This window comes from Lachnoclostridium sp. An76 (assembly GCF_002161355.1).
Taxonomy (GTDB): domain Bacteria; phylum Bacillota; class Clostridia; order Lachnospirales; family Lachnospiraceae; genus Mediterraneibacter; species Mediterraneibacter caccavium.
In genome coordinates, this window is the sequence record NZ_NFHL01000002.1 from 207,230 (window position 1) to 221,327 (window position 14,098).

Annotated in this window: 16 protein-coding genes; 7 read left to right on the top strand and 9 right to left on the bottom strand. The window is 53.8% G+C overall.

The features are described 5' to 3' along the window. The first annotated feature begins 156 nt into the window (after positions 1-156). The 3 genes from B5G27_RS05170 (at position 157) to B5G27_RS16580 (ending at position 2,551) form a co-directional block, all read left to right on the top strand. Positions 157-975, top strand: coding sequence for an SDR family NAD(P)-dependent oxidoreductase (locus B5G27_RS05170; RefSeq protein WP_087177876.1), 819 nt, complete (start codon positions 157-159; stop codon positions 973-975). Positions 976-1,042: 67 nt separating this feature from the next. Further along, positions 1,043-1,771 carry a microcompartment protein PduB gene (gene pduB, locus B5G27_RS05175; RefSeq protein ID WP_087177877.1) on the top strand — a complete coding sequence of 243 codons (729 nt, stop codon included), beginning with the start codon at positions 1,043-1,045 and terminating at the stop codon, positions 1,769-1,771. Between the two features lie 648 nt (positions 1,772-2,419). Continuing rightward, positions 2,420-2,551, top strand: coding sequence for a hypothetical protein (locus tag B5G27_RS16580; RefSeq protein WP_275533029.1), 132 nt, complete (start codon positions 2,420-2,422; stop codon positions 2,549-2,551). A gap of 180 nt (positions 2,552-2,731) precedes the next feature. Here the strand turns inward: B5G27_RS16580 and B5G27_RS05185 are convergent, their stop codons facing one another. The 4 genes from B5G27_RS05185 to B5G27_RS05200 all read right to left on the bottom strand — a co-directional run bounded on the left by B5G27_RS05185 (position 2,732) and on the right by B5G27_RS05200 (position 7,435). Continuing rightward, the gene (locus B5G27_RS05185; protein ID WP_087178154.1) at positions 2,732-3,523 is read right to left on the bottom strand and encodes a nitroreductase family protein; all 792 of its coding nucleotides are present in this window, start codon (positions 3,521-3,523) and stop codon (positions 2,732-2,734) included. A gap of 81 nt (positions 3,524-3,604) precedes the next feature. After that, positions 3,605-4,840 carry a GTPase HflX gene (gene hflX / locus B5G27_RS05190; RefSeq protein WP_087177879.1) on the bottom strand — a complete coding sequence of 412 codons (1,236 nt, stop codon included), beginning with the start codon at positions 4,838-4,840 and terminating at the stop codon, positions 3,605-3,607. 123 nt (positions 4,841-4,963) lie between these two features. After that, positions 4,964-5,563 carry a tetratricopeptide repeat protein gene (locus B5G27_RS05195; protein WP_087177880.1) on the bottom strand — a complete coding sequence of 200 codons (600 nt, stop codon included), beginning with the start codon at positions 5,561-5,563 and terminating at the stop codon, positions 4,964-4,966. Positions 5,564-5,566: 3 nt separating this feature from the next. Next, on the bottom strand, positions 5,567-7,435 hold the full coding sequence (locus B5G27_RS05200; RefSeq protein WP_087177881.1) for a heavy metal translocating P-type ATPase: 1,869 nt from the start codon (positions 7,433-7,435) through the stop codon (positions 5,567-5,569). A gap of 279 nt (positions 7,436-7,714) precedes the next feature. Between B5G27_RS05200 and B5G27_RS05205 the strand changes: the two genes are divergently transcribed. The 3 genes from B5G27_RS05205 (at position 7,715) to B5G27_RS05215 (ending at position 10,414) form a co-directional block, all read left to right on the top strand. Then, complete coding sequence (locus tag B5G27_RS05205) at positions 7,715-8,857, top strand: hypothetical protein (protein WP_087177882.1); 1,143 nt, start codon at positions 7,715-7,717, stop codon at positions 8,855-8,857. Between the two features lie 108 nt (positions 8,858-8,965). After that, entirely contained in the window at positions 8,966-9,439 is a 474-nt protein-coding gene (locus B5G27_RS05210) for an NfeD family protein (protein WP_087177883.1), read from the top strand. After that, complete coding sequence (locus B5G27_RS05215) at positions 9,440-10,414, top strand: SPFH domain-containing protein (protein WP_087177884.1); 975 nt, start codon at positions 9,440-9,442, stop codon at positions 10,412-10,414. A gap of 120 nt (positions 10,415-10,534) precedes the next feature. On the opposite strand, the gene B5G27_RS05220 is transcribed toward B5G27_RS05215, so the two are convergent. The 5 genes from B5G27_RS05220 to B5G27_RS05240 all read right to left on the bottom strand — a co-directional run bounded on the left by B5G27_RS05220 (position 10,535) and on the right by B5G27_RS05240 (position 13,619). Next, a complete protein-coding gene (locus tag B5G27_RS05220; protein ID WP_087177885.1) occupies positions 10,535-11,281 on the bottom strand; it encodes a GTP pyrophosphokinase in 747 nt (248 codons plus the stop codon). Between the two features lie 131 nt (positions 11,282-11,412). Continuing rightward, entirely contained in the window at positions 11,413-12,468 is a 1,056-nt protein-coding gene (locus tag B5G27_RS05225) for a PTS transporter subunit IIC (protein ID WP_087177886.1), read from the bottom strand. Positions 12,469-12,497: 29 nt separating this feature from the next. Next, entirely contained in the window at positions 12,498-12,941 is a 444-nt protein-coding gene (locus B5G27_RS05230) for a hypothetical protein (protein ID WP_087177887.1), read from the bottom strand. Then, positions 12,938-13,366 (bottom strand): HI0074 family nucleotidyltransferase substrate-binding subunit, encoded by a 429-nt coding sequence (locus tag B5G27_RS05235; RefSeq protein WP_087177888.1) that lies wholly within the window; start codon positions 13,364-13,366, stop codon positions 12,938-12,940. Before B5G27_RS05235 ends, B5G27_RS05230 begins: the two co-directional genes overlap by 4 nt. Continuing rightward, entirely contained in the window at positions 13,350-13,619 is a 270-nt protein-coding gene (locus tag B5G27_RS05240) for a nucleotidyltransferase family protein (RefSeq protein ID WP_087177889.1), read from the bottom strand. The genes B5G27_RS05235 and B5G27_RS05240 overlap by 17 nt, the downstream gene beginning before the upstream one ends. A 190-nt stretch (positions 13,620-13,809) precedes the next feature. On the opposite strand from B5G27_RS05240, the gene B5G27_RS05245 reads away from it, so the two are divergent. Continuing rightward, entirely contained in the window at positions 13,810-14,073 is a 264-nt protein-coding gene (locus tag B5G27_RS05245; RefSeq protein ID WP_087177890.1) for a hypothetical protein, read from the top strand. Positions 14,074-14,098: the final 25 nt, after the last annotated feature.

Genomic DNA, 14,098 nt, shown 5'->3' on the forward strand with positions numbered 1-14,098 from the left:
GCTTTTTCTCGGTCCTTTTTATGGCACTGCCCCTGTTTCCGTGATATAATACTCCCATACTATGACACCAAGGTCAAAAGCCCCTCGTTCCATGCACGTCCTTCAAGAGAAGACACAGGGGCCGGGACCCGCAGAAACTTACCCGGAGGCATTGCCATGCACAGAAAAAAAGTCCTTGTGACCGGCTCTTCCCGCGGTATCGGACGCGCCTGCGCCCTCGCATTCGCGGAAGCCGGATATCACGTTTTCATAAACTGCCGGAACTCTCTCGAAAGGCTGGACTCTCTCGAAAGAGAGATCCTCGGTCTCGGCGGGACCTGCACTAAAGTGCCCGGAGACGTCGGAAACCCGGATGAAGTCCGCCGTATCTTCCGTGTGATCTCAGGGAGCGGCGCGTCGGCATTCTCAGGCACCACAGACGTATCAGACCCTCACAATAGTACGGACATACTCAACAGCGGGATCGGGCTCCATACCGCGGACGGGCTTGACGTACTGATCAACAATGCCGGGATCTCCCATTTCGGGCTCCTGAGCGATATGTCAGACGAAGAATGGCAGACCGTAATGGATACAAACCTGTCTTCTGCTTTCTACTGCTGCCGGGAGGCTGTTCCCTATATGGTATCCAGAAAGCAGGGGCGGATCATCAATATCTCCTCCATGTGGGGCGTAGCAGGGGCTTCCTGCGAGGCAGCCTACTCCGCGTCAAAGGCAGGGCTCAACGGCCTGACCCAGGCGCTGGCAAAGGAGCTTGCCCCGAGCAATGTCCAGGTGAACGCCATTGCCTGCGGCGTGATCGACACAGAGATGAATGCCCGGCTGGATGAAGAAGAGCGGAACGCACTGAGAGAAGAGATCCCGGCCGGCCGTTTCGGCACGCCCGAAGAGGTGGCAGAACTCACCCTCATGCTCGCCGAAGCCCCCGGATATCTCACCGGGCAGATCATCCGCATGGACGGCGGTCTGATCTGAAGTGCTTTACGATCAGCACTCTCATTCTTTCTCATTCTATTGACCAAATTTATTTAGGAGAATACTTATGATAGATGTAAATGACCTGACAAAGATTTCAAAAGACTGCTCCCTCACGGAGTTCGTCGGAACGACCGTACTGGACACGATCGGGCTCGTCATCCCAGGCATCGATGCCTCCCTGCTGGAACGGATGGATCTGAAAAAATCCTATAAAAGCCTGGGCCTGATCAGCTCCCGCACCGGAGCTGCCGGGCAGATCAACGCGGCGGACGAGGCAGTAAAATCTACCAATACGGAAGTCGTATCCATTGAGCTTCCCCGCGACACAAAGGGCTGGGGCGGACACGGATGCTTCATCATCATCGGCGGGGACAATGTCTCTGACGTGCGCAGGGCAGTGGAGATCGCACTGGAATATATAGAGAAATACGCCGGAGAACTGTACATCAGCCAGGCAGGGCACCTGGAATTCACCTACTCCGCTAATGCAGACACAGCCCTTAATATGGCGTTCGGCGCGCCCATCGGAAGGCCGTTCGGCTTCTTCTGCGGCTCCCCCGCCGCCATCGGCCTGGTCATGGCAGATCTGGCAGTCAAGTCTTCCCCGGTGGAAGTCATCAAATACATGACCCCGGACAACGGGACAAGCCACTCAAATGAAGTCATCGTCGCAGTGACCGGGGATGCATCCGCGGTAAAGAACTCCGTGCTCACAGCAAGAGAAGTCGGGCTGCAGCTGCTCGTGGCAATGGGGAGCTGGCCGGAGACACCGTCAAAGCCATACTTATTCTGAGCCTGAAATCTGTATTTGTGGGGGTGCCAGATGATTGGCTAAACGTCCGAAAACAGTGAAGCGCAGATATCGAAGACGTATTCAGCACGGGTGTGTGGGTGGCTTCGGCTCCGGGGCTCCGGGGCAGCAAAAACTAAGAAATCCGGGACTATGCTAAAAGCAGAAAGCAGCAGGGAGCAACTCGCCTTTGGCTCAGACAAGCCCCCTGCTGCTTTCAACGCATAGTTCCGGATTTCAAGTTTTTTCAAGCCCCTCCGCAGTCACCTCAGTCACCCACACACCCGTGCTGAAAGGTTTTCGAAAAAGGCGCTTCGCTGTTTTCTGGTTTACTCAAGCCGGAAGCTCCCCAGCAAATGCAGCGTTTAAAAACGTAGTGAGAGAGGGGAACTTCTTCGACAAAAAGCAACCTTCTCCAACCAGCAGAAACATACCCCGAGAAAAACCTTTCCGCCAAAAGATAGCCCTCCCCCAGCTAGCAGAATTCTATAGCCAGAGAGGCACAGCTTGCTGGGCCAAATCGAACGGCTAATCCCCTCCCGGAAGTCCGCGGTCCCTTCCGATTAATAAATCTTCCTGTTTCGCCACAGAAGCTCCCCTTTCACCCACCTTTCGAAATCCTGCATTTGCCTGCAGGGGCCTGCCGATCGGATGCGCGCAGAAAACCGCTCCTTTGATGCGCCTTTCGCGGCGGACGGGGATATGGCGACGGTGACTTGGAGTAATCTGCCGGAAAGACTTAAAGGGAGAAAGCGTGGCGTTAATTGTCCGGCGGATGCCTGAGGCGGAGCCGAATCTTCCGCCGGACAATTGCTTTTAGCCATGCTTTCTCCCTTTTACGTCTTTCCCAGATTACGGAACCGGAACCTGAGCCATATCCCCGCCCGCCGCGAAAACGTCCTGCATCAAACCGACGGTTTTCGGACGTTCAGCCATTGGCAGGCTCCCCCACAAATACAGATTTCATCTCCATATGATATCCGCCTTTTTCCGAGGTGCTGTCCTTTTATACGCCACCGCCGGATATCCGATGAGCATACAGCACGCCACCGGGGTGTCCCCGGTCCCGAGCCATTCTTTCAGGGGCTTCCATCCCTCTGTGATCCGCTGGATGTACCCGCTGTACAGGACTCCCGCGCCTTCTGCCACAGCCATATTTTCGATGTTTGCTGCTGCCAGGCCGCCGTCCAGCGGGTTGTCCGCGGCGATGAAAATGCACGCCGGGGCATTGAAAAAGAGAGGGTCGTCCTTCGGGTCTTTCCTCTGTCTCCGGTACATAAATTTAAACATCATAGAATAATGAGGCGCTGTCTTTTTCATCTCCTCAGCCAGTTCCGGCATCTGGCTCCACAGATATTCCCGGAATGCGGGCAGTTCTTCCTGCAGGACGATAAACCTGCATGCCTGGCGGTTTTTCGCGGTGGCCGTATACCTGCCCGCCTCCAGGATCCTCTCCAGCACTTCCCTGCTTATAGCTTCTTCCCGGTAATTCCGGATACTGCGCCGGAATTTTACGGCGTGCAGGAAATTCTCCGGATCTACTGTGAATGTCTCCCTGTCATATTCTTCTACATCCGCCATATCATATTCCGGGATCGATACCGCCGCCCGGGGACAGACTGCCACGCAGTGCCCGCACTGGATGCACCCCGGCGTATAAACAGCCTTCCCGTCTGTCACCGTCAGCTTCTCCGCAGGGCAGTCTGCCGCGCACAGCCCGCACCCGATACATTTTCCCCTGTCTATCACTACCATGTTCCTGCCTCCTTGTCCAATTGTCCAGTCCGACCGTCCGCTTATCTCTGTACAGAAAAAAGCGTCCGCCGGGGCCATCCCTTACACTCTCCCGTACACATCCTTTGGCACATAAGCTTTGACCGCGATCCCCTCGGGCACATATTCTTCCGAGAGGAGCTGTCCCCTGCTGCGGATGACCTGGATTTTCCCTGCCTCTGAGAAATCATACAGCCGTTCGATATAGATCTGGTCCCTGCGGATGATCTCCAGGAGAGCTTTCTTCAGTTCGTCCAGCCCCTGCCCCGTCTTTGCCGACGCCGGGATCGAGTAATCCGCCTGGAAGTCCCTCTGCCTCACCGGCGCTCCGAGAAGATCCTGCTTGTTAAAGAGCGTGATGACCGGCTTTCCCTCTGCCCCGAGCTGGCGCAGAGTCTCATATACCACATGCATCTGCTCGTCCATCTGCGGGTTGGAAGCATCTACCACATGGATGATGATGTCCGCATATCTTGCCTCTTCCAGCGTACTCTTAAATGCCTCCACCAGATGATGGGGCAGCTTGCGTATGAACCCTACTGTATCCGTGATCAGGATCTCCTGCGTATTGTCCAGCATCAGAGAACGGGTCGTCGTATCCAGTGTGGAAAACAGCATGGCATCTTCGAGGATTCCCGCATCTGTCAGCGCATTCTCGATGCTGCTCTTCCCCGCGGAGGTATAGCCTACCAGCGCGGCGACCTTCAGCCCTGACTGCTTCCTCTGGGCACGGATGAGTTCCCTGTGCTTTTCCACGTCTTTTAACTCTCTCTTGAGCCTGCTGATCCGCTCCCGGATGAGCCGGCGGTCCATCTCCAGCTTTTTCTCCCCAGGCCCCCTCGTGCCGATGCCGCCGCCGAGCCGGGACAGGGATCTTCCGAGCCCGGTCAGCCGGGAAGCGCGGTATCTGAGCTGCGCCAGTTCCACCTGGATCTTTCCTTCCCCGGATGCCGCTCTGGCCGCAAAAATATCCAGGATCAGCAGCGTCCGGTCGATCACCTTGCAGGACAGCTCTGCCTCCAGATTGCCCAGCTGCGCGCTCGTCAGCTCGTCATCGCAGATGATCCCGTCGGCATCTGTCTCCCAGATAAGCTCTTTAAGCTCCAGCAGCTTTCCCCTGCCCAGATAAGTCGCCGGGTGCGCTGCCTCCCTCGCCTGTATAAGCCTGCCTGCGACCTTTGCTCCCGCGGTCTTCGCCAGCTCTTCCAGCTCGTCGAGAGAGCGCTCAGCCGCATCCCCGTCCCCTGTGTCAATCCCGACCAGGATGACCGTCTCTTCGATCCGTTCCATATCATACATCTGTTTTCTCTCCTTCGTGATCCAATCCCCCGATGCAGGCATACGGAGCATCACCCCGGCAGCGGCACCGTATGATGCCCTGCGAAATGCTGTACGCACCAAAAAACCGGCAGCGCATACGCACTACCGTGTTTCTAAGAACTCAGCTTCCTTCTGCACTGCCTCGTCATCCGGATATTCGCCGAGATATTCTTCCGCCTTCTGGCGGGCATTCTCCCAGTCCGCCAGTTTCTCATAGCATATGATCTCATTATATTTCATCTCCCGGATCATATCCGCGTCCGGGGCTTCCTCACTGTCGTCTGCATCCGCCAGGGCAAGTCCTGTCTGGATATACTCCAGGACCGAAGAGTAAGCGGTATCATCCTCTTCCTCTCCTGTCCATGTCTGCATCCCGCAAACGGACATCAGATGATAAAGCTGCACAGTTTCTTTCGTTCCCAGGTCTACTGCTTTCTGAAAAGACTCCAACGCCTTCGCGTACTCCCCGGACTCATAATATGCCATGCCAAGCCCGCGGTATCCTTCCGCCGACTTCTCCCTGTCACTGCTGTCCGCGGCCTCCTGGAACTGTGCCAGCGCCTCCTCATAATTTCCTTCCTCAAGCGCTGCCGTCCCTTCCTTCTGCGGATTGGCACATGCGCTCAATATCCCGGCGGCAAAGACGCAGACCGCTGCCGCGGATGCTATTTTCCCAGGTCTTGTTTTTCTTTTTGATCCCATAATTCATACTCCCTTTTCCGGATACTGCAGCATCCAGAAAGAATTCAAGATATTGATCAGCATGACAGCCATATCTGCGATGATCGCGTTCTGCATTGTCACAAAACCAAAGAATGCCATTGCGATCAGGAGCACTTTCATCCCGATGGCAAATACCATATTCTCTCTTACTGATCTTAAAGTTGCCTTTGAGATACGGACCGCATTAATGATACGCGAAGGTTCATCTTCCATGAGGATGATATCCGCCGCTTCCAGTGCGGCGTCCGCGCCGAGGCCGCCCATAGCGATCCCGATGTCCGCGAGCGCCAGGACCGGCGCGTCATTGATGCCGTCCCCGACAAACGCCAGCAGTTCTCCCTCCATCTGGTTCTCCCGGAACTCTTCCAGGAGCTCTACTTTATCTTCAGGCATGAGCTCTGCATATACACTCTCGATCCCGAGGTTTCCCGCTACATCCTCTGCCACCTGCTCATTATCCCCCGTCAGCATCACAGCGGACAGATCCCTCTTCCGCAGCCACCGCATCAGCTTCATGGCGTCTTTCCTGACGACATCCGAGATCAGGATATATCCCGCATATTCGCCGTCAACCGCTACATAGACCGCAGTGCCCGCTTCGCCGGCAGCCTGGCAGCGGATCTTCTCCCTGTCCATCAGCCGGGTATTTCCTGCGTAGACCTCTCTTCCGTCCACCACGGCATGGACACCATATCCGGGCTGCTCATCGATATCTGTCACCCGTGTTTTATCCACTTCCCGGCCGTACGCCTCCAGAAGAGAAAGAGCTACGGGATGTTTTGAGTAGGATTCCGCGAGAGCGGCGGCTTCCAGCAGTTCCTCCTTTGTCATCTTGTTAAAAGGGACAATGTCTCTGACATGGAATACTCCTTCTGTCAGTGTTCCCGTTTTATCAAATACAAATGTATCCACCTGGATCAGTTTTTCCAACATACTGCCGCCTTTGATGAGGATCCCCTGCTTCGCGGCCGAGCCGATGCCTCCGAGGAATGCCAATGGGATGGAAACCATCAGCCCGCACGGGCACGCCGCTACGAGGATGATCAGCCCCCGGTAGATCCACTCGCTCTTTGCCTCGATAAACATCATAGGCGGAAGGATCACTGTAAGGAGCGCGATCAGGATCACGATCGGCGTATAATATTTCGTAAACTTATCTGCAAAATGAATGCTGTCCGAATGTTTCTCATTCGCGCTCTCCACGAGCCGCATGATCTTCGCGGCAGTGGAATCATTATATCTCTTTGTCACCCTTGCTTCGAGCACACTGTTCATATTGATGCTCCCGCTGTACAGACGGTCGCCTTCCCACACCGCCATGGGCTCTGACTCTCCTGTGAGCGCCTTCATGTCAACAGTCCCGGTCCCCGAAGTCACGACCGCGTCCACGGGGATCTTTTCCCCCGGTTTGAGTACGATGATCTGTCCCAGCAGTAGTTCCTGGGGCGGCACGATCTTTTCCGTCTCCCCGACTTTCAGGTTTGCATACTCCGGGCGGATATCAATGAAGCTGGCGATCGACTTTTTCGTCCTGCTCAGCGAGATCTCTTCCACCAGCTTCCCTGCCTGGTAAAACAGCATCGCTGCCACAGCTTCCTTATGTCTTCCCACAGCAAACGCCCCGGCCGTCGCTATGATCATGAGCAGGTTTTCATCCAGAAACTGCTTTTTTGTGATCTTTTTTAACTGTTCCCAGTATGTTGTCACCGAAAGCGCCGCATACGCCAGCAGGAACATTACCGTCTCCGGCGCTCCTGTCACGTCCTTCAGGTCAGTCACTGCCCACGCGATAATATAGAGCAGCAGGCCTGCCCCGATCTCAATACTCTTTTTCTTTGCCTCTTTTGTCATTCCTTTTTCCTTCAGCTTTCCTCTGACTTATGATCCACTCCCCCCAAAAAGCCAGCAAAAATGCCCCTTCATACAGTATAACGAAAAGAGCCTGCCGCTTCAAGATTTTTTGCCCTGTATCGGGCTTTCTTAAGAAAAAAGTAACAATTCAGCCCGATGGCTGAACTGATACAGAAAAAAATCAGGATTCTCCGCATATAGTTCACAAAATCCCATGTCTCTGCTATAATGTATATAATTTTTCTTGTAAGAACAGCCAGAGAAAACGGGGGTGGAAATATGGCAGGAAGATGCAGCCTGTGCGGAAGCAGGCTGAATAACGGAAAATGTGAATTCTGCGGCCTGGACAACAGGATGTATGACCGGAATTACCTGAAAGATCCTTATCACCTGGCGGAGATCGCCAGAGAAGCTGACACACCGGAAGCTCCGCCCGGTCAGACGCAGAGACCGGCAGCTGCATCCGCCCGGTCCGGCAGCTCTGCACAGAAAACAGTATTCACCGCAAAACCTCCGGCGCGGAAAGGAGCAGATTTTTCCTCCCGCCGTCAGAAACAGGATGTCTCCTCCTGGCAGAAGAGGCAAAGTTCCGGAGCGGCAAGATCCCGTGCAGTCCTTGTGATCGTCATACTGGTCATATTCATATGTATCGCAGGGCCTGTTCTGTTCCAGGCCGGCAAGTCTGTGATAGAGACCGGGTCTGTGCCTGAGGCAGATTTCTGGCAGTCAGCCGTGGAGCCGCTGTTTTCAGACGATGACAGCTCTCTGGATCTTAACAGCTATGATCCTTATGATTATGTGACCCGTGAGATCCCCGAAGACGGGACCGATTATGAGGTCACGCTGAGCGATGGTTTCTATCAGGTCGGCATCCATATCCCGGAGGGGATCTATCACATAGAGCGCGCGGGCGGCAGCGCTGATCTCCATATTGCTGATACGGAAAATATTATCTATGACTCTCTGTGGTTCGGGGATGAGACAGAGTATAATGAGATCACAGAAGCGGATGATATCCGCCTTTACAGCGGAGCCGAAATCAGCATCACAGGCGGCGGCGCTCTGTTATTTACCACAGGCAATGCCCAGCCGCTCACACAGGAGACTTCTGCCAACCCGCTGACCGGGTCCTTTATCCTCGAAGAAGGGACCAGCACTGCAGGCGAAGACATTCCTGAGGGTATCTATGACATTATTCTGGCAGAAGATGATGAATACGCATGGTTTGGACTAAGCCTTTCCTATCCGAACGGTTACAGTGAATATCTGTCGGCATCAAACAGCAGCGGCGAGCCTGAAGAAAGGATCAGAAATGTGATCATTCCCGCTGGTACAGAACTCACACTGGATGCCGGTCCCGCAGAGTTCGTGCCGAGCGGGGGATATTTTGAGGCTGATCTTTCAGACTATCCATGGAACTGACAGCCAGGGCCGCACATGAAGCGTACGGTATGTCACAACTGATGATCACAGGAACAATAACGGAATTACTATAAATCGCAAATATTACGAAAGGAGAACAGAGACTCAATGGGAAATGGAATCATTCAGGTTTTTGCTGAAAATGCGTATCTGATATGGCTCGGGCTTTTTATCATCCTGATCGTGATCGAGATCATCACAGTGGGGCTGACTACGATCTGGTTTGCCGGCGGATCGCTTGCTGCAATGCTCGCCGCTCTCCTTGGCGCGGGCGCGCCGGTACAGATCCTTGTCTTTCTCGCAGTTTCATGCGTGCTTCTGATCTTTACCCGCCCGTGGGCAGTGAAGCACCTTAACCGGAAACGGGTAAAGACAAACTATGAAAGCGAGATCGGGAAGGTCATCAAGCTCACCGAAACCGTCAATAACCTGGACCAGACCGGGAAGAGCACTGTGAACGGCCAGGAGTGGACCGTGCGCAGCAAAGATGACAGGGAAATCCTGGAAGCGGGGAGCCTGGCGAAAGTCGTCGCTGTATCCGGGGTAAAACTAATCGTAGAAAAATATGAGGAGGAATCATAAATGAGCAGATTAATCAGTATCGGAGGTATTTTTTTCATTATCATCGTAGTCCTGATCGTGCTTGTGCTGATCTCCTGTGTGAAGATCGTCCACCAGGCACAGGCAGTCGTAGTAGAGCGTCTCGGCGCTTACCTGACGACATGGAACACAGGGCTTCATTTCAAGCTGCCCATCATCGACAGGGTGGCAAAACGCATTGACTTAAAAGAACAGGTCGTAGATTTCCCGCCGCAGCCTGTGATCACAGAAGATAACGTCACCATGCAGATCGATACGGTCATCTTCTTCCAGATCACAGATCCCAAGCTTTTCTGCTACGGAGTGGCAAACCCGATCATCGCGATCGAGAACCTGACAGCGACCACACTGCGCAACATCATCGGTGACCTGGAGCTGGACCAGACACTTACATCCCGCGAGACTATCAACACAAAGATGCGCGCCGAGCTGGACCTCGCGACGGACCCGTGGGGCATCAAGGTAAACCGTGTAGAGCTGAAGAACATCATCCCGCCGACCGCGATCCGTGACGCCATGGAAAAACAGATGAAGGCAGAGCGTGAACGAAGAGAGGCCATCCTCAGAGCCGAAGGAGAGAAGAAATCCACTATCCTTGTAGCGGAAGGCCAGAAACAGTCTGTCATCCTGGAAGCGGAGGCAAATAAGCAGGCCGCCATCCTCCAGGCGGAAGCTGAGAAGGAAAAGATGATCCGCGAGGCGGAAGGTGAAGCGGAAGCGATCCTCAAAGTACAGCAGGCGACCGCGGACGGCCTCAGGTTCCTGAAAGAAGCAGGCGCCGACAACGCAGTGCTCACACTTAAGAGCCTGGAAGCATTTGAAAAAGCCGCGGACGGCAGAGCGACCAAGATCATCGTACCGTCCCAGATCCAGGAGATCGCAGGTCTTGTAAAGTCGATCACCGAGATCGCGGCGGATGACAAAAATACGGACAGCAGCCCGCAGGAGCAGAACTAAGCCGCAGGAGCCGGACTGAACAACAGAGGCTCCGGCCGTAGACTCCCGGAGCAGGCTAAAACAAAAGAACGGGGCAGCCGACACTGATCATTTCAGTGGGGCAGCCCCGTTTTCTGCTGTTCACTCGCCCGCCGCTTCCAGATCCGGCAGCTTTTGTTCTTTTCTGTTCCCGATCACATTTTCCAACACATCATCCATACTGTCTCTGTAGTCTTCCTGCACGATGCACGCCTGGATCGCCTCATTTAAGGAGAGCATCTTTTCATCCAGCTCGGATACCATCTTCGCGCATTCTCTTAAATCCCTGCTGATATAGTCCGGCGCATTACCCTCGAACTTATAATAGATCTTATGTTCCAGGCTCGCCCAGAAATCCATGGCGATCGTACGGATCTGGATCTCCACCTTTGTATCCACCACGCTGTCAGACAGGAAGATCGGCACGGAGACAAGCATATGATAACTCTTATAACCGCTCTCTTTCGGATTCCTTATGTAATCTTTGATCGAGAGCACCTTCAGGTCGCTCTGATTGCCGATCATCTCCGCCAGCCGGTATATATCTGACGTGAATGAACAGATCAGCCTCACACCTGCGATGTCATTGATATACCTCACCATATTTTCAATGGATGTCTCGTATCCGTAACGTTTGAGCTTCTTCACGATGCTCTCCGGCGTCTTGATCCTCGTCTTGATGTGCTCGATCGGGTTGTACTGGTGTACATGCTGGAATTCATCATTTAATATCTCCAGCTTTGTTCCTACTTCTTTCAGAGCCGCATTGTAGAGAAAAATAACTGTTTTCCAACTATCGACATCCTCGTAGCTCTTCAATGCAGCCTCAACCTGTTGTTCACCTTTCATCGCGGATATCCCCCATTGGTCGTTTTATCTCAGATAAGATTGTACCATATTTTGTGTTTTGTGTCACAGAGTTCACTCTATTTTATACTCTTTTTAGTATTATCCCAGCCGTCCGGCTGAGCTGCTGTTTTTTACAGCTCCAGTTTCATGTCCCCCGGACGGATCCATTTCTTCTTCCTCATGAACTCGGAGATCAGAAGAGTCAGCACCGCTGGCAGGATAAACTGGATCAGCATGATCTTAAAGAGCACGATCGTACCTGCCTCTGTCTGCGTCATGACCTGCCATGTCATCAGCGGTCCCACCAGCCCGGCTGTCCCCATGCCGGATCCGGTCGCATTGTTCGTCATGTGGAAAAGCATCGTCCCTACCGGCCCAAGGATGGCGCTGGAGAGGATCGCAGGGAGCCATATCAGAGGATGCCGCACGATATTCGGCACCTGGAGCATGGACGTCCCAATGCCCTGGGCCAGAAAACCGCTGAACTTATTCTCCCGCCAGCTCGCCACGGCAAATCCGATCATATTGCAGCAACATCCCACTGTAGCCGCCCCTGCCGCCAGCCCGGACAAATTCAGTATCACACCCAGGGCGGCAGAGCTGATCGGCAGAGTCAGGATCATCCCCATGAGCACGGACACTACGATCCCCATAAGGAACGGCTGCTGCTCGGTCCCCCAGTTGATCAGCGACCCGAGCCATGCCATGAACCCGGAGATCGGCGGCCCCACAAACAGACCGACCGCTGAGCCGGCTCCGATGCAGACCAGGGGCGTCAGTATGATATCCAGCCTCGTCTTCCCCGAGATCAGGATCCCAAGCTCGATCGCGATATACGCCGCCACAAATGCCCCCAGCGGCTCTCCCGGCCCCGACAGCACAAGGCTCCCGTCCGAGATCAGCGTCCCTGCGCGCAGGTCTCCCGCGAACGCGCCGACCATGCCCGCCACCGCCGCGGATACGATGACCAGATGCCCTGCATCCAGCTTGCGCGCCACGCCGGCGCCGATCCCGGCGCCGGTCAGCCCTGCCGCCACCTTCCCGACCAGATAGATCAGCTCGCCGATGTCCCCGCCGGCGAATGTCCCGATCTGCTGGATGATCGTGCCAATGATCAGTGTGGCGAACAGCCCCTGCGCCATCCCGCTCAGCCCGTCAACAAATATCCTGTCCAGTATCTTTTTCATATGCTCCTTACCTCTCTGTGCCTTGTGCCCTATCTTCTCAGGACTGCCCACTCGCCTTCATGTTCTGCCCTTCCCAGGCATTCCACCGGGCTGCCTTCTTTATCCGTAAACTCCGGCAGGGCTTTTCCCGTCTCCATATTATAATCCGTGAGCAGCCAGCTTACGATATTGACATTGTCCTTTCTTCCAGCCACCATGCGCGGAGCCTCGATCCCCATCATCTCCTCCAGGAAGTCGATTCCCACCTGGTTCTCCTTACAGTAAAGGATAAGCGTCCCGTGAAGCCAGAGATATACGCCGCGCACCTTTTTCTCCGCGTCCTCTCCGCCCGGTTCCTCATCGATATACACAGTCTCAAAGGGCGCCTCTGCCCCGAATTCATCTAATACCGCCGCGATTGCCTTTCCGTACGGCTCGCCGCTCAGATATCCCGCCAAAGCCGCGATATCTGCATCTTTACCTACTCTGATCATCTGTCTTCTCCCTCCTGATTTTCTGCTAATACCCTTCTGTACGTCCAGTCCCTGAATTCATACAGTTTATCTATATAATCCCGGATGATCCTCTGACAATATTCTTTTACGATCACACCGTCATAGTCATGCGCAAGCTGATTTCTCACCTTCAACATCTCCATCCATATGTCGCCGCTGATCATTCCCGCGCCAAAAGCTTCCCTCAGCACTTCCCTCGGCGATCCCGCCACGAAACCGGTAATGGAATAATACTGTACCAGGATATCTTTCATACATTTCCACGACAGATCAAATGTAATACTGAACTTCGCACTCGTACCGCTCAGGACAAATGAATCCTCCATATCGCGGCTGCGCGCCTCCGAAAGAGAATCCAGGGAATTTTCGAATGACCGGAATCTTCTTCTAAATTTTTCGTCCATACTGCCTGATGTCCTCCAACAATAATCCATTCCCGCATGTATCCATATCCAGAAGATCTACTGTATACAAAGTAGGGATCTCCTCAACTTCTTCCAGGAGCGCGTCGAATCCCTCCACTCCCGAGACCGCTATGTCAATATCGCTCCGCTCAAGGGCTGTACCCTTTGCCCTGGAACCAAAAAGGACCACTTCCCTGGCATGGTACTTCCTGCACAGCTCAGCTGTCCTGGCGATCACCTCGTCCGCTGTCATAAGCGTTCCTCCTCTTCTGAACCTGCGGATTGTGTTTCAATCCACGTCCCCTTTGCCCCTTTAATACTATAACAAAAAGCACCTTCCCAGGCAACGGCGGATTTTCGCCAAAATCCGTTCAGCGGATGACTTTTCTTCCCGCCTGTGTTAGAATAGCAGGATGAAATCTTATTGCGCAAGGAGTTCTCTTATGTTTCGTCTATGGGGAAAAGAATTTAAAGATAACAGAATGCTGCGGGACATCGTGATCTGCGATGAGACCGACGACACCCGCACGCACAAGATATTTAACGCCCTGGATCAGATCTGCTATGAATTTGATCTGAGCAAACCGCTCTGGCTGGACGCTACGGTCGCGGAGTTCAAGCGCCATGCAAAAGCCCGGTTTTACCAGGATAATTTTGTAGATTCCATTGATTTTGATTATCTGGAAATACAGGTGATAGAGGAATGATCCCTCTGTCACCTGTTTTTTGCAG